The following is a 14,695-nucleotide window of genomic DNA, read 5'->3' as shown; positions in this document are numbered from 1 at the left end:
GGCGCGGGGCGCGGGGCGCGGGGCGCGGGGCGCGGGGCGCGGGGCGCGGGGCGCGGGGCGCGGGGCGCGGGGCGCGGGGCGCGGGGCGCGGGGCGACGCGCCGTAGTGGCGTCGGACCTCGGCGGAAGGGGGTGGCTGTCGGTCGACGGAGCTAGGCTTGTCGTCGCGCCCCCCCGTCCGGCTGGACGAGGGGCCGCCGTCGTGTGCGTCGACTCCCCGGGAAGGATTTCCCTTGCTCACCGGTCTGTTCACCGCCGCCCTGGCCGACCCCGGGCTGGCCCGGGCGCGTGACCTGGCGCGCTCCGGTGCCGCCCAGGTCGACGGCCTCGACATCACCGCTCCGGCGGCACTGCGCCCGTTCGCCGTCGCGGCGGTCGCCGCGGACAACGACGGCGCCGGGCGACCGGTGCTGGCGGTGACCGCCACCACCCGGGAGGCCGACGACCTGGCCGCCGCGCTGGGCGGGTTGCTGCCTGCCGAACAGGTGGTCGTCTTCCCCTCCTGGGAGACGCTGCCGCACGAGCGGCTGTCCCCCCGCTCCGACACGGTCGGCCGGCGGCTGGCCGTGCTGCGCCGGCTGGCGCACCCGGAGGCGAGCGACGCGCACGGCGGCACCGGGCCACTGCGAGTGGTCGTGGCCCCGGTCCGTTCGCTGCTCCAGCCGCAGCTGAAGGGGCTCGGCGATCTGGAGCCGGTGCAGCTCGCCGCCGGCGAGGAGGCGGACCTGGAAGAGGTCGCCCGCCGGCTGATCGACATGGCGTACGCCCGGGTCGACCTGGTCACCAAGCGCGGCGAGTTCGCGGTGCGCGGCGGCATTCTCGACGTCTTCCCGCCCACCGACGAGCACCCGTCCCGGGTCGAGTTCTGGGGCGACGAGGTGGAGGAGATCCGCACCTTCGCCGTCGCCGACCAGCGGACCATCGAACAGGTACCGCTGCTCTGGGCACCGCCCTGCCGCGAGCTGCTGCTCACCCCGGCCGTCCGCGACCGGGCCGCCGCGCTCGCCGAGCAGCACCCCGAGCTGGCCGAGATCCTCGACAAACTGGCCGAGGGCATCCCGGTGGAGGGGATGGAGTCGCTGGCCCCGGTACTGGTCGGCCCCGACTCGCTGGAGCTGCTGCTGGACGCCATGCCGGCCGGCACCCACGTCCTGCTCTGCGACCCGGAGCGGATCCGCACGCGGGCGCACGACCTGGTGCGTACATCGGAGGAGTTCTTGCAGGCCAGCTGGGCCGCCGCAGCGGTCGGCGGCCAGGCCCCGGTGGACGTCGGCGCCGCCGCCTTCCGCACCCTCGGCGAGGTACGCGCCGCCGCGGGCAAGCTAGGTCAGCCGTGGTGGACGCTGTCCCCGTTCGGCTTGGTGGAGGGGGAGACCGCCGAGACGAGGCAGCCCTGGGAGGACGCGCCGGAACAGGCCGCGGTCACCCCGGACGACGCCATCGCGGTGACCCTCGCCGCCCAACCGGCGCCGCTCTATCACGGCGAGACCTCGCGGGTGGTGGAGGACCTCAAGCGCTGGGCCGGCGAGGGTTGGTCGATCGCGCTGGTCTTTGAGGGGCACGGTCCCGCCCAGCGGGCGGTGGAGGTGCTGCGCGACGCCGGCCTGGGTGCCCGGTTGACCGAGGAGGTGCCGACCGCGCCCGTCCCCGGCGAGCTGGTGGTCACCTGCGGGGCGCTGAGCAGCGGGTTCGTCGACGAGGCGTCCCGCTTCGTGCTGCTCACCGGCAACGACGTGACCGGCGGTCGGGGCACTTCGACGCGGGACATGCGCAAGATGCCGAGCCGGCGGCGCAACACCATCGACCCGCTGGAGTTGAAGACCGGCGACCACGTGGTGCACGAGCAGCACGGCATCGGCCGCTACGTCGAGCTGGTGCAGCGCACCGTCAACGGCGCCAGCCGGGAATACCTCGTCATCGAGTACGCGGCCAGCAAGCGGGGCCAGCCCGGCGACCGGTTGTTCGTCCCGACCGACCAGCTCGATCAGCTCTCCCGCTACGTGGGCGGCGAGCAGCCGACCCTGCACAAGATGGGCGGCTCGGACTGGCAGAAGTCCAAGGCCCGGGCGCGCAAGGCGGTCCGGGAGATCGCCGCGCAGCTCATCCAGCTCTACGCCGCGCGCAAGGCGTCCAAGGGGCACTCGTTCGGTCCGGACACCCCGTGGCAGCGGGAGCTGGAGGACGCCTTCCCCTGGCAGGAGACGCCGGACCAGCTCGCCGCGATCGACGAGGTCAAGCGGGACATGGAGCAGACCGTCCCGATGGACCGGCTGATCTGCGGTGATGTCGGTTACGGCAAGACCGAGATCGCGGTCCGGGCGGCGTTCAAGGCGGTGCAGGACGGCAAGCAGGTGGCGGTGCTGGTGCCGACCACCCTGCTGGTTCAGCAGCACTACAACACGTTCGCCGAGCGGATGAGTCAGTTCCCGGTCCAGATCCGGCAGCTGTCCCGGTTCCAGACGGCGAAGGAGACCGAGCGCACGATGGAGATGGTCGCCGACGGCACCGTCGACATCGTCATCGGTACGCACCGGCTGTTGCAGACGGCGACCCGCTTCAAGCAGCTGGGTCTGGTGATCGTCGACGAGGAGCAGCGCTTCGGTGTCGAGCACAAGGAGCACCTGAAGACGCTGCGCGCGTCGGTCGACGTGCTCAGCATGTCGGCCACCCCGATCCCGCGCACCCTGGAGATGGCGATCACCGGCATCCGGGAGATGTCCACCATCGCCACCCCGCCGGAGGAGCGGCACCCGGTGCTCACCTTCGTCGGCGCGCAGGACGACCGGCAGGTGGCCGCGTCCATCCACCGTGAGCTGCTCCGCGACGGGCAGGTCTTCTACCTGCACAACCGGGTCGAGTCGATCGACCGGGCGGCACGGCGGCTGCGGGAGCTGGTGCCCGAGGCGCGGGTCGCGGTGGCGCACGGCCAGATGGGCGAGGACGCCCTGGAGAAGGTCATGGTCGGCTTCTGGGAGAAGGAGTTCGACGTCCTGGTCTGCACCACGATCGTCGAGTCGGGCATCGACATCCCGAACGCCAACACGCTGATCGTGGAGCGGGCCGACCTGCTCGGCCTGGCCCAGCTGCACCAGATCAGGGGCCGGGTCGGCCGGGGCCGGGAGCGGGCGTACGCCTACTTCCTCTACCCGCCGGAGAAGCCGCTCACCGAGCACGCCCACGAGCGGTTGGCAACCATCGCCCAGCACACCGAGTTGGGCGCCGGCATGTACGTGGCGATGAAGGACCTGGAGATCCGGGGCGCCGGCAACCTGCTCGGTGGCGAGCAGTCCGGGCACATCGAGGGCGTCGGCTTCGACCTGTACGTGCGGATGGTCGGCGAGGCGGTCTCCGCGTTCAAGGGTGAGCGGCCGGAGGAGGAGACCGACGTCAAGATCGACCTGCCGGTCGACGCGCACCTGCCACACGACTACGTGAGCGTGGAGCGGCTTCGCCTGGAGATGTACCGCAAGCTCGCCGAGTCTCGCGACGAGGAGCGGCTGGGCGAGGTGATCGCCGAGATGACCGACCGGTACGGCGAGCCGCCGGCCCCGGTGCAGAACCTCGTGGAGGTGGCCCGGTTCCGTCTGCTGGCCCGTCGCTACGGCCTGACCGACGTGTCCATGCAGGGCAAGCACGTACGGTTCGGCCCGCTGCCCCTACCGGACTCGAAGCAGTTGCGGCTCAAGCGCTACCACCCGGATGCCGTCTACAAGCTGGCCACCGACCAGGTCAGCGTGCCCCGACCGACCACCCGTCGCATCGGTGGCGAGCCGCTGCGTGACCAGGCGCTGCTCCAGTGGTGCGCGCAACTGCTCTCCGATGTGCTCGGTGCTCCCGCCCCACTCGCCGTCGCCGCGAGCGCCTGAGCCGGCGGCGTGCTCTCGACCAGGGACGGTCAGCCCATCGACGCCGTCCCTGGTCGTGGGGTGAGCGAAGGTGGGGGGTGTCACAACCCGGGGTGACGGCGTGAGAGAGTGACGGCTATGCGTGCTCGCCGTCTTGCCGCCGTCGCCACTGTGGCGCTCGGCCTCGTCGCCCTCTCCGGTTGCCGTGCTGAGCCTGGTATCGCCGCTTACATCGGTGACCAGCGCATCACCGACGTTCAGGTCTCCACCGCGATGAAGGACCTGCGGACGAAGAACCCGGCGCCGGAGCCTTCCGCCAGTGGGCAGCCCGGGGCGTCGCAACCGACCCTGCCCAAGGTGGCCGACGTGGTTCGGACCATGGTGCTGACCAAGGTGTGCGAGAAGCTCTCCGCCGAGAAGAACTACCAGCCGCGCGGCCAGGTGGCTGCCGACCAGGCCGCCCAGCAGCTCGGTCTCGACCCGGAGACCGGGCACGTGCGGGAGGTGGCGAAGCTCTTCACCTGTCTGTCCGGGTTGCCGGCCGAGCCGGTCGAGCCGACCAAGGAGGAGATCGCCGACGTGATCGCCGCCGGTCGTGCGGCCGGCAAGATCCCCGCTGAGGTGACCGATGAGGCCGCCGCCCAGCAGCTCGACGGTGAGCAGCTGCGCGGTGCGCTGGCGACCAAGAGGATCCTGGCCGAGGCGGCCGGTCGTTACGACGTCACTGTCAGCCCTCGGTACCGTCCGCTTGAATTCCCGCTGCTCAGCTTCGCCGGTGACGCACCCGCCGTGAGCGTGCCGCTGGGTGAGCCGGGCTCCGACGCGGTCACCGACATTTCCACCCCGGAGGGGCCGACCGGGGCACCGGAGGCCGAGGGCACGGCCAGCTGAGCATGACGGCACGGATCGTCCTCCTGGTCACCTCACCCCGGTTGCCCGCCGGCCTGTTGACGGCTGCGGCCTGGGACGTCGTACGCCAGCACCCGGTGTTGGCCGGCGCGGACAGCGAGTTGACCACTGCCGTTCGCCAGGAGGGCGCCGAGGTCACAGTGGTGGACGGCCCGGCGACGCAGCCGTTGCTGGACGCGGTGGCGACGCACGGCACTGTGGTGTGGCTGGCCGGTCCGGCGGGTGACGAGGCGTTGGCCCGGGAGTTGGGTCTGCGGCTGGCCCGGCAGCCGGGGTTGGCCGAGATGGAGTTGATGTACGGCTCGTGGGATCCGCCGGGTGCCCGGCTGCTCGACGCGGTGGCCGTGCTGGATCGACTGGCCTCTCCGGGTGGTGACCCGTGGAAGCGGGCGCAGACGCACCGCAGCCTCGCCGGTTACCTGCTGGAGGAGAGCTACGAGGCGTACGACGCGATCAGCGCCGACGACACCGACGCGCTGCGCGAGGAGTTGGGCGACGTGTTGTTGCAGGTGGTGCTGCACGCGCGGCTCGCCGAGGAGTTGCCCGAGGACGAGCGGTGGACCATCGACGACGTGGCCGGTGGCCTGGTCGACAAGATGATCCGGCGTAATCCGCACGTCTTCGCCGGTGCCGAGGCGGGCACCCTGGAGGAGATCACCGAGAACTGGGAGCGGATCAAGCGCGCGGAGAAGGCACGGCACTCGGTGTTGGACGGGGTGGCGCTGAGTCAGCCCGCGCTGGCCCTGGCCGCCCAGATCCTGAAGCGCGCCGCAGGCAGGGGCATCGAGGTCCCACCTCCGTTGGCAGACACTCAGGTGGACGCCGAAGCAAGGTTGGGCGCAAGTCTGCTGGCCACGGTCGCCGCCGCCCGCGAGGCGGGCATCGACCCGGAAGCGGCCCTCCGCCGCGCCACCCTGGCCTACGCAGAGGCCATCCGAACAGCCGAAACCCCCACCCCCGAGCTCTCTGACCCGCGTTGATCATGAAGTTGTTGCCACGACACGCCGAGGTCGACGGCAATAACTTCATGATCGACGTAACAGGTGGCGGAGGGTGGGCCGGTCGGTAGGGTGGACCGGGTGGAAGCGTTCGGGGTGCTGGCTGAGCGGGTTGTCGAGGCTTTACTGGAGTCGCGGCCGGGGGTTGCCACCGCCGCGGGTGACCACCGCTCCGACGACCGGCTGCCGGACCTGTCCGCCGACGGGTTGGCCGCCGATCGAGCGATGCTCTTCGACGCGGCGAACGCACTGTCCGAACTGGACCCGGACTCGCTCGACGTCGACGAACAGGTCGACCACGCCCTGCTCACCTCATTCGTGGACCGGGAGCTGTTCGAGCTGACCGAGATCCGCTCGCACGAGTGGGACCCGCTGCGGCACAACCCCGGCTCGCTGCTGCACCCGTTGCTGGCCCGCCCGTACGCCCCCGCTGACGTGCGGCTGACCCACCTTGCCGGACGGCTCACCGCCGTACCGGACGCCCTCGCCACCGCCCGCGCGACGCTGCGGGACATGCCACGCATCCACGCGGAGACGGCCGTCGGGCAGTTCACCGGCGCAGCCGCGCTGATCCGCGACGAGCTGCCGGCACTGCTCGCCCAGGCGCCGGGCCACCTCGACCGGGTCGAGCCGGCGGCCACCGCCGCGATCGCCGCGCTGGACGAGTTCGTCGCCTGGCTGCGCACCGGCCTGGCCGCCGACGTCGGCCCCGGCCGTGACCCGCGACTGGGCCGGCGTCGCTGGGAGGCCCGGCTCTGGCACACCCTCGACACCGAGCTGGGCGCTGCCGAGATCCAGCGTCGCGCCTGGGCCAACCTGGACCGCGTCACCGCGGAGATCCGCGAGGCCGCCGTCGAACTGGTCGGTGGCCCGGCCGACGACGCGACGGTACGTCGGGCGTTGGACCTGCTCGCCGCCGAGCACCCGAACGACGCGACGATCGTCGAGCTGGCCGGGGTGACACTGGACGAGGCGACCGACTTCGTCCGCGCACACGACCTGGTCACAGTGGTCGACGACCGGTGCGTCATCCAGGAGATGCCGGAGTTCGCCAGGGGGGTCGCAGTGGCGTACTGCGACGCGCCCGGCCCGCTGGAGACCGCCGTCGTGCCGACCTTCTACTGCATCGCGCCCACCCCGTCGGACTGGCCCGCGCAGCGGGTCGAGTCGTTCTACCGCGAATACAACGACCACATGATCCGCAACCTGACGGTGCACGAGGCGATGCCGGGGCACTTCCTCCAGCTCGCCCACGCCCGCCGTTACGTCGGTGGCACCCGGGTTCGCGCGTTGGCCGAGTCCGGCCCGTTCATCGAGGGCTGGGCGGTCTACGCGGAGGAGATGATGACGGGGCTCGGCTTCGGCGGTCTGCCGGTGCGGTTGCAGCAGCTCAAGATGCAACTGCGAATGACCATCAACGCGTTGCTCGACCAGTTGGTGCACGCCGAGGACCTGCCCGAGGCCGAGGCGATGGCGTTGATGACCGGGCGTGGCTTCCAGGAGGAGGGCGAGGCGGCCGGCAAGTGGCGGCGCGCCCAACTGACCTCCACCCAGCTCTCCACCTACTTCGTCGGGTACAGCGAGGTGGCCGAGATCGCCGCCGCCCGCCCGGACGGGGTGTCGGTCCGCGACTGGCACGACGCGATGCTCGCCCACGACTGCCCGCCCCCGCGCCACCTGCGCACCCTGCTCGGTCTCTGAGGAGAAACGCCGGGCCGCGCGGGTTTCAGCGCCGCCCGGCGGTCACCGTCGCGTCGATCAACCAGCGCGAGATGGAGTACGCGGGCGGCAGTTGCGCCGGCTCGACAGGTGGATCGGTCACGAGCCGCCGGGGCGGCGGTCGACGACATCGGCGCCGGTGGGTGGTTCGAACGCGCCCTCGTCGACGGCTGCGGAGTAGTTGCTCATCGCCAGCTCCATCGGCTTGCCGTCGACCGGTCCGGTGAAGCTGCCGAGCACGCCCTCGGTGGTCACGCAGGCGGTGAAGTCGCCGGACGACGAGCTCTGCACCGCGACGCAGGCGGCGTGGTGCCCGGCGACTGTGGTGTCACTCTGCTTGATGACCGCCTGTGGGTCGAGCGCGGCGGCGGTGAGCAGCCCGACCACCACCGGCGGCGTGACGAGGCCCTGCTGGTTGGCCTCGCCGAACAGCGTCACAGTGGGCTTGCTGCCGGGGGTGGGCGGGGTGACCAGCGTGCACTGCGGGCGGGCGCCGGTCGTCGTGCACCGGGTGACGGCCTCCGGGGTGACGGTGAGTTGCCCTCCCGGATAGGTGTACGTGGATCGCGCCGGGTCCTGCGCCTGCACGATCGCGGCGCGTTGGCCACCGGGCAACTGGTAGTCGGCCGAGTAGGTCAACTCCAGTGCCCGATCGAGCCGGGCGGCGAGGTCGTTGACGAGTTCCGAGCGGCCCATGGCGACTCCGGCGTCCTCGAATGTCTGACAGCCGGTGACCGTGAGCGACGCGATGACCGACACGGCGAGCATGCGGAGGGTGGTCGAGGCGGCGGGCATGGCGACCAGCCTGGTGGATTTGGTCCGCGCAGCGCAAACCCGTTGCCGGTTGACGCCCGGAAATCCGGGAATGTCCGTCAGTGCGGGGCGACTCGGGTGCGCGGGCGACGCCGTGCCGTTTCCCGTGGCCCGATACGCTGCGTTCAACACCTGCCTCAGCCGCACCGTCGCGGCCCACCCACGGACCGGATCACAACAACGAGGAGCGACTAAGTGGCAACCATCGAGGGAATCGTCGCCCGGGAGATTCTCGACTCGCGGGGCAACCCAACGGTCGAGGTCGAGGTCGGCCTGGACGACGGCACGGTGGCTCGCGCCGCGGTGCCCTCCGGCGCGTCCACCGGCGCGTTCGAGGCGATCGAGCTGCGCGACGGTGACGCCGACCGCTACCAGGGCAAGGGCGTGGAGAAGGCGGTCTCCAACGTCGAAGACAAGATCGTCGACCAGATCATCGGGTACGAGGCCAGCGAGCAGCGGCTGATCGACCAGAAGATGCTCGACATCGACGGCACCGACAGCAAGTCGGAGCTGGGCGCGAACGCCATCCTGGGGGTCTCCCTGGCGGTGGCGAAGGCCGCTGCCGGCAGCGCCGAGCTGAGCCTCTTCCGCTACCTGGGCGGCCCGAACGCGCACCTTCTGCCCGTGCCGATGATGAACATCCTCAACGGTGGCGCGCACGCCGACTCGAACGTCGACATCCAGGAATTCATGATCGCGCCGATCGGCGCGCCCACCTTCCGGGAGGCGCTGCGCTCGGGCGCGGAGGTCTACCACGCGCTGAAGTCGGTGCTGAAGAAGAAGGGCCTGTCGACGGGCCTCGGTGACGAGGGTGGCTTCGCGCCGAACCTGCCGACCAACGCGGCGGCCCTGGACCTGATCGCCGAGGCGGTCGAGAAGGCCGGCTACCGGCTCGGCACCGACATCGTGTTCGCGCTCGACGTGGCGGCCACGGAGTTCTTCGACAACGGCACCTACACCTTCGAGGGTGCCGCGAAGTCCGCCGAGGACATGAGCACCTACTACACCAAGCTGGCTGACGAGTACCCGATCGTGTCGATCGAGGACCCGCTGGCGGAGGACGACTGGAGCGGCTGGCAGACGCTGACCGCCTCGATCGGCGACCGGGTGCAGATCGTCGGTGACGACCTGTTCGTCACCAACCCGCAGCGCATCGCCCGGGGCATCGCGGAGAAGTCCGCGAACGCGGTCCTCGTCAAGGTCAACCAGATCGGCTCGCTGACCGAGACCCTGGACGCGGTGGACCTGGCCCACCGGGCCGGCTTCAAGTGCATGATGAGCCACCGCTCCGGCGAGACCGAGGACACCACCATCGCCGACCTGGCGGTGGCCACCGGCTGCGGCCAGATCAAGACCGGCGCCCCGGCCCGCTCGGACCGTGTCGCCAAGTACAACCAGCTGCTCCGGATCGAGGAGGAGCTGGCCGACGCGGCGCGCTACGCCGGCGCTGGCGCGTTCCCGCGCTACCGTTCGGCCTGAGACGCACGAAGCCTCGGGGGAGGGGTGTGACGATGCAGCAGCGCCGCACACCGGGTGGTCAGCGTCCCGCCCGCCGGCCGGGTCAGTCCGGTCGGCCGGGCGGTGGGCGTGCCACGCGGGGATCGGTCCGGGAGGCCGGCGTACGCGCCGAGCCGCGCGCCGCCGGTCGCGCGCCGGGTGCTGCCCGTGGCGCCGAAGGGGTGCGCTCCGCGAATCGTCCCGCCGCCGCTCGGCGTACCGCTGCCGCTGGTTCGGTGAAGCGGCTCGCCGCACCCCACCCCCGTCGCTTCACCGGCCGGGCCACAGTGCTGTTCGCGGTCCTGATCGCGCTCGCTCTGGCCTACACCTATCCGGTCCGGGTCTACCTGGACCAGCAGGCCGACATCGAGCGGATGGAGGCGGCCCAGGCGGTGCAGGAGCGCGAGATCGCCAAGCTCGCCGCCGAGGCGGCCAACTGGAAAGACGACGAGTACATCAAGACGCAGGCTCGGGAGCGGTTCTTCATGGGCGAGCCGGGCGAGAAGATAATGGTGGTCCTGCACGACCCGGAGGGCGCGGCGCGGGACGCCGGGAAGTCGGCCGGCGCGGCCCCGCCAGCCGGGCCGGTGACCTGGTACGACACGCTCTGGTCGAGCGTGCGGGCGGCGGACAGCCAGCAGCCGGGCCAGTGATCCACCGACCAGCACACCAGGAAAGATGGGCACCGTGACTGTCGTACCACCGTCGGAGCCGGCTGCGGATTCCGTTCCCCTGCCGCAGCGCGAGCCGGCCACCGAGGCCGACCTGGCCGCGGTGGCCGCGCAGCTCGGCCGGACGCCCCGGGGCACCCGCGCGGTGGCCCACCGGTGCCCGTGTGGCCTTCCCGACGTGGTGGAGACGACCCCCCGCCTCGCTGACGGCACCCCGTTCCCGACGCTCTACTACCTGACCTGCCCCCGGGCCACCGCCGCGTGCAGCCGACTGGAGTCGGCGGGGCTGATGAAGGAGATGGCGGACCGGCTGACGACGGATCCGGAGTTGGCCGCCCACTACCGTGCGGCGCACGAGGACTACCTCACCCGCCGGGAGGCGATCGGCGAGGTTCCGGAGATCGCCGGCATCTCGGCCGGTGGGATGCCGGGTCGGGTGAAGTGCCTGCACGTGCACCTGGGTCACGCGTTGGGTGCCGGCCCCGGGGTGAACCCGTTCGGCGACGAGACGTTGGAGCTGGTTGAGCCCTGGTGGTCGGCGGGGCCGTGCGTGGACGTGCCGGCAGCCGAATGAGCACGCAGGCCGCGGATCAGATCACGGTACGGCGGGCCCGCACCGGGGACGTGCGGGGCATCCGACGGCTCGTCGACACCTACACCGACGACCGGCGGCTGCTGAGCAAGGCCACCGTCACCCTCTTCGAGGACGTACAGGAGTTCCGGGTCGCGGTCCGGGCCGAGGACGACGTGGTGGTGGGCTGCGGCGCGCTGCACGTCATGTGGGAGGACCTGGCCGAGATCCGCACCGTGGCGGTCGACCCGTCCTGCCGGGGCCGGCGCATCGGTCAGCGGCTGGTCGGTGAGCTGATCGACGCTGCCCGCGAGCTGGGCGTGGCGCGGATCTTCGTGCTCACCTTCGAGACCCGGTTCTTCGGCTCGTTCGGTTTCCGCGAGATCGACGGCGCTCCGGTGCCGCAACCGGTCTACGAGCAGTTGCTGCGCTCGTACGACGAGGGTGTCGCGGAGTTCCTGGACCTGGAGCGGGTCAAGCCGAACACGCTGGGCAACACCCGGATGCTGCTGCGCCTGTAGGTCAGGCTTTGCGGGGGTGGGCGGCGAAGAACTCCCACATCAGGTCGGTGGCGGACAACCCCGCGGAGGATGCGGCGAGTTGGCCCGATGTCGCTCCCGGCCAACTGTGACCCATGTCGGCGATCGTGTAGACGCTGACCTCGCTGCCGTCCGCGCAGCCCGCCACCGTGTGCGTCACACCCGGCACCCCGGACGCCTTCGGGCTGGAAGGTCGAGGCGTAGCGGTCCTGGCCGCCGATGAAGGTGATCACGGAGACCGGGCTCTTCGGCACGTAACTGTCGGCGGTGGTCAGGTTTCCGCTGTATCCACCGCTGACCACCCCGATCGCGGCGAACGTGCCGGTGCTCTCCACCGCCGCCCGGAAGCTCATGTCGCCGCCGTTCGAGATGCCGGTGAGGAACACCCGGTTCGGGTCCGCGTGCCAGGTCTGCACCAGATGGTCGGTGAGGGCGTTGAGGAAGCCGACGTCGTCCTCGCTTCCGCAGCAGATCAGCGCGTTGAAGCCGCCGCCCCGCCCATCGGGGTAGGCGACCAGCACGTTGTCAGTGTCGGCTCTGGCGTCCAGGCCCGCCAACTCTCGCATCGACGATCCAAGACCGGGATAGAAGTGCAGCGCGATGACCAGCGCGGAGGGTCTGCCCGGGTCGTACCCCGGTGGCGCGTGCAGCAGGTAGGTGCGGTCGAGTCCGTTGTGCCGCAGGGTGAGCTGGTGGTCACCGGCCGCCGGCCGCTCGCTCGACGCGGACGGTGAGGCTGGTGGGGCCGACGAGGGTTGCCCCCGCTCACCACAAGCTGCGGCGACGATCATCAGGCAGAGCCCCGTTAACACCGCCAGTGCTCGCCGCACGCCGGCCACCCCCCGTCGACCTCGCCGTCCACACTGGAGATCGTTCAGCCGCGGATCAACCCTTTCGGTCCTGGCCGAAGGCAGGCAGGCTGTTGCCATGCTTCGACTCCGGCTCGGGTCTGCCGACCTGTGCCGGGTGCGGTTCGCCGATCGGCTGCATCCGGTCGGGATCGCGCTGCTGGCTGGTCAGTGGCTGCGCGATCCCACTGTCGCGGCGATGGCGCCGACCCTGGCCGAGCGGGTGGCGGCGGCCGAGGGCACGGCTGCCGCCCAGGCTGCCACCGCAGTCCTGCGGCATCTGCTGCCCGACCGGGGACGTCTACCGGACTTCGTCACTCCCTTCGACGGCCTGGAGTCGGTGGAGGCCGGGCTGGAGGCGATCCGGGCCACCCCGGCGCGGCGGGTCCGCGCCGAGGTCACCCTCGCGTACGCGGACACGTCGGCCAGCCCACTGCGGCGGCGGTTCGCGGCGGCCGACCCGGAGGTGCTGGACCTGTTCGGCGGGGCTGTGCGGACCTGGTTCGACGCGGTGCTCGAACCGCACTGGGCCGAGCTGGTGTCCGCGTACCGTCAGCAGGTGACATCTGCCAGCCAGCGGCTGGCGCAGCATGGCCTGGCCAGCCTCTTCGCCGGTCTGCATCCGGGGATCCGGTGGCGGGAGCCGGTGCTGGAGGTACGGACGTGGTGGGACGGCGATCTTCCCGGCACCGGCCACGGGATCATCCTGCTGCCCTCACCGTTGGCCGGGCCGCGGCCCCGGGTGCTTGTCGAGCAGGGTTACCCGATCCTGCTCGTCTACCCGGTGGTCATGCCCGCGCGCGGGTCTCCTGCCGCCGACGATGCCCTCGGTCGACTGCTCGGCGTCACCCGGGCGCTGGTGCTGCGCCGACTGGCGACCGACGGGGGTTTGACCACCACCGTGTTGTCCCGGGCGGTCGGTATCAGTCTCTCCTCGGCCTCGGAGCACGCCCGTGCGTTGCGGACCGCCGGTCTGGTGACCAGTGAGCGGGAGGGCGGGGCCGTCCGACACCACCTGACCTCGCTCGGTCTGGAGTTGTTGCGGGGCCCGTCGGGCGACCTGGGCGAGTCGTGGCCCACCGCCAACCAAGCCGCCGGGGGGCCGCCCGTCCTGCCGTAAGGTTGCTGCCGTGACGACGCGTGTGGCGGCCATCGACTGCGGGACCAACTCGATCCGACTGCTGGTCGCCGACCTGCCCGACGCCTCGGCCGGGCCACAGGCACCGCTGGTCGACCTGACCCGGCGGATGGAGATCGTCCGGTTGGGGCAGGGCGTGGACCGCACCGGCCGACTGGCGCCGGAGGCGATCGAGCGGACCAGGGTGGCGTTGGCGTCGTACGCCGCGGACATCGAGAAGCTGGGCGCGCAGCGGGTGCGGATGTGTGCCACCTCGGCCTCCCGCGACGCCGCCAACGCCGCCGACTTCACCGAGATGGTGCGGGCCACTCTCGGTGTCGCGCCCGAGGTGGTCAGCGGCGACGAGGAGGCCCGGCTGTCGTTCACCGGCGCGGTGCGCGGGCTGCCCGCCGACGCGAAGGAGCCGTTCCTGGTCGTCGACATCGGCGGTGGTTCCACCGAGTTCGTGGTCGGTGACCGGGCCGCCGGGGTGCGGTCGGCGATCTCGGTGGACATCGGCTGCGTCCGGATGACCGAGCGGCACCTGCCCGGTGACCCGCCGACGCCCGAGCAGGTCGCGGCAGCACAGGCCGACATCGCCGCGGTGGTGGACCGGGCGCTCGCCGTGGTGCCCGGTCGCGAGGCGGCCACCCTGGTCGGCCTCGCCGGGTCGGTCACCACTGTCGTCGCGCTCGCGCAGGGCCTGCGGGAGTACGACCCGGAGCGCATCCACCACGCCCGGGTGTCGTACGAGGAGGTCGCCCGGGTGACCGCGGAGCTGCTGGGTCAGACCCGTGCGCAGCGGTTGGCGAACCCGGTGATGCACCCGGGCCGCGCGGACGTGATCGGCGCCGGTGCGCTGGTGCTACGCGTGATCATGGAGCGGGCCGGGATGCCGTCGGTGGTCGCCTCGGAGCACGACATCCTGGACGGCATCGCCTGGAGCCTCCAGCCAGCCACGGCGCGCTAGCAGGGCGCTTGATCAACTCGCCTTCATTGAAGTCGCGGTGTCCGGGCGCCTCGGACGCCCCGACTTCCTGGAAACCGAGTCGATCTCGGCCAGCGCCCCTCGCGCGCCCCTCGCGCGCCCCTCGCGCGCCCCTCGCGCGCCCCTCGCGCGCCCCTCGCGCGCCCCTCGCGCGCCCCTCGCGCGCCCCTCGCGCGCCCCG

The 14,695-nt window shown here is 71.8% G+C and carries 12 protein-coding genes; 10 read left to right on the top strand and 2 right to left on the bottom strand.

The genetic code is table 11. The annotated features are described in order from the left end of the window. The first annotated feature begins 232 nt into the window (after window positions 1-232). The 4 genes from mfd to ACGF3C_RS33390 all read left to right on the top strand — a co-directional run bounded on the left by mfd (window position 233) and on the right by ACGF3C_RS33390 (window position 7,452). Window positions 233-3,865, top strand: coding sequence for a transcription-repair coupling factor (gene mfd, locus ACGF3C_RS33405; RefSeq protein ID WP_393227793.1), 3,633 nt, complete (start codon window positions 233-235; stop codon window positions 3,863-3,865). 117 nt (window positions 3,866-3,982) lie between these two features. Continuing rightward, complete coding sequence (locus tag ACGF3C_RS33400) at window positions 3,983-4,735, top strand: hypothetical protein (RefSeq protein ID WP_393227791.1); 753 nt, start codon at window positions 3,983-3,985, stop codon at window positions 4,733-4,735. A gap of 2 nt (window positions 4,736-4,737) precedes the next feature. Continuing rightward, window positions 4,738-5,733 (top strand): nucleoside triphosphate pyrophosphohydrolase, encoded by a 996-nt coding sequence (locus ACGF3C_RS33395; protein ID WP_393227788.1) that lies wholly within the window; start codon window positions 4,738-4,740, stop codon window positions 5,731-5,733. A gap of 99 nt (window positions 5,734-5,832) precedes the next feature. Next, window positions 5,833-7,452 (top strand): DUF885 domain-containing protein, encoded by a 1,620-nt coding sequence (locus ACGF3C_RS33390; protein ID WP_393227785.1) that lies wholly within the window; start codon window positions 5,833-5,835, stop codon window positions 7,450-7,452. Between the two features lie 117 nt (window positions 7,453-7,569). On the opposite strand, the gene ACGF3C_RS33385 is transcribed toward ACGF3C_RS33390, so the two are convergent. Further along, window positions 7,570-8,265 carry a hypothetical protein gene (locus tag ACGF3C_RS33385; protein ID WP_357226573.1) on the bottom strand — a complete coding sequence of 232 codons (696 nt, stop codon included), beginning with the start codon at window positions 8,263-8,265 and terminating at the stop codon, window positions 7,570-7,572. Window positions 8,266-8,478: 213 nt separating this feature from the next. Here ACGF3C_RS33385 and eno point away from each other — a divergent pair, with 213 nt between their 5' ends. From eno to ACGF3C_RS33365, 4 genes are read left to right on the top strand one after another with little or no spacing between them, the layout of a single operon-like run. Continuing rightward, the gene (eno, locus tag ACGF3C_RS33380) at window positions 8,479-9,762 is read left to right on the top strand and encodes a phosphopyruvate hydratase (RefSeq protein ID WP_269681111.1); all 1,284 of its coding nucleotides are present in this window, start codon (window positions 8,479-8,481) and stop codon (window positions 9,760-9,762) included. A 32-nt stretch (window positions 9,763-9,794) separates the two neighbouring features. Further along, the gene (locus ACGF3C_RS33375) at window positions 9,795-10,433 is read left to right on the top strand and encodes a septum formation initiator family protein (RefSeq protein ID WP_357226576.1); all 639 of its coding nucleotides are present in this window, start codon (window positions 9,795-9,797) and stop codon (window positions 10,431-10,433) included. Window positions 10,434-10,467: 34 nt separating this feature from the next. After that, on the top strand, window positions 10,468-11,025 hold the full coding sequence (locus tag ACGF3C_RS33370; RefSeq protein WP_124861646.1) for a DUF501 domain-containing protein: 558 nt from the start codon (window positions 10,468-10,470) through the stop codon (window positions 11,023-11,025). After that, window positions 11,022-11,543: an amino-acid N-acetyltransferase gene (locus ACGF3C_RS33365; protein ID WP_357226579.1), complete on the top strand. Its 522-nt coding sequence runs from the start codon at window positions 11,022-11,024 to the stop codon at window positions 11,541-11,543. The genes ACGF3C_RS33370 and ACGF3C_RS33365 overlap by 4 nt, the downstream gene beginning before the upstream one ends. Here ACGF3C_RS33365 and ACGF3C_RS33360 read toward each other — a convergent pair. Further along, window positions 11,435-12,391, bottom strand: a complete 957-nt coding sequence (locus ACGF3C_RS33360) for an alpha/beta hydrolase family esterase (protein ID WP_393227780.1) — start codon at window positions 12,389-12,391, stop codon at window positions 11,435-11,437. The genes ACGF3C_RS33365 and ACGF3C_RS33360 overlap by 109 nt on opposite strands. Before the next feature lie 97 nt (window positions 12,392-12,488). Here ACGF3C_RS33360 and ACGF3C_RS33355 point away from each other — a divergent pair, with 97 nt between their 5' ends. Both ACGF3C_RS33355 and ACGF3C_RS33350 read left to right on the top strand, forming a co-directional pair. Next, a complete protein-coding gene (locus ACGF3C_RS33355) occupies window positions 12,489-13,529 on the top strand; it encodes a helix-turn-helix domain-containing protein (RefSeq protein WP_357226587.1) in 1,041 nt (346 codons plus the stop codon). 22 nt (window positions 13,530-13,551) lie between these two features. Next, a complete protein-coding gene (locus ACGF3C_RS33350) occupies window positions 13,552-14,496 on the top strand; it encodes an exopolyphosphatase (protein ID WP_393227796.1) in 945 nt (314 codons plus the stop codon). Window positions 14,497-14,695: the final 199 nt, after the last annotated feature.

Origin of the sequence: Micromonospora sp. NPDC047762 (assembly GCF_043204655.1) — a bacterium.
Taxonomy (GTDB): Bacteria; Actinomycetota; Actinomycetes; order Mycobacteriales; family Micromonosporaceae; genus Micromonospora.
The sequence above is the reverse complement of the archived record's forward strand: the minus strand, read 5'-3'. Positions and strand labels throughout refer to the sequence as shown.

Bases quoted from the DNA above. Each gene is read 5' to 3' on its own strand.
- ACGF3C_RS33400 (WP_393227791.1), top strand. From the start codon at position 3,983: ATGCGTGCTCGCCGTCTTGCCGCCGTCGCCACTGTGGCGCTCGGCCTC.
- ACGF3C_RS33395 (WP_393227788.1), top strand. From the start codon at position 4,738: ATGACGGCACGGATCGTCCTCCTGGTCACCTCACCCCGGTTGCCCGCC.
- ACGF3C_RS33385 (WP_357226573.1), bottom strand. From the start codon at position 8,265: ATGCCCGCCGCCTCGACCACCCTCCGCATGCTCGCCGTGTCGGTCATC.
- ACGF3C_RS33375 (WP_357226576.1), top strand. From the start codon at position 9,795: ATGCAGCAGCGCCGCACACCGGGTGGTCAGCGTCCCGCCCGCCGGCCG.
- ACGF3C_RS33365 (WP_357226579.1), top strand. From the start codon at position 11,022: ATGAGCACGCAGGCCGCGGATCAGATCACGGTACGGCGGGCCCGCACC.
- ACGF3C_RS33355 (WP_357226587.1), top strand. From the start codon at position 12,489: ATGCTTCGACTCCGGCTCGGGTCTGCCGACCTGTGCCGGGTGCGGTTC.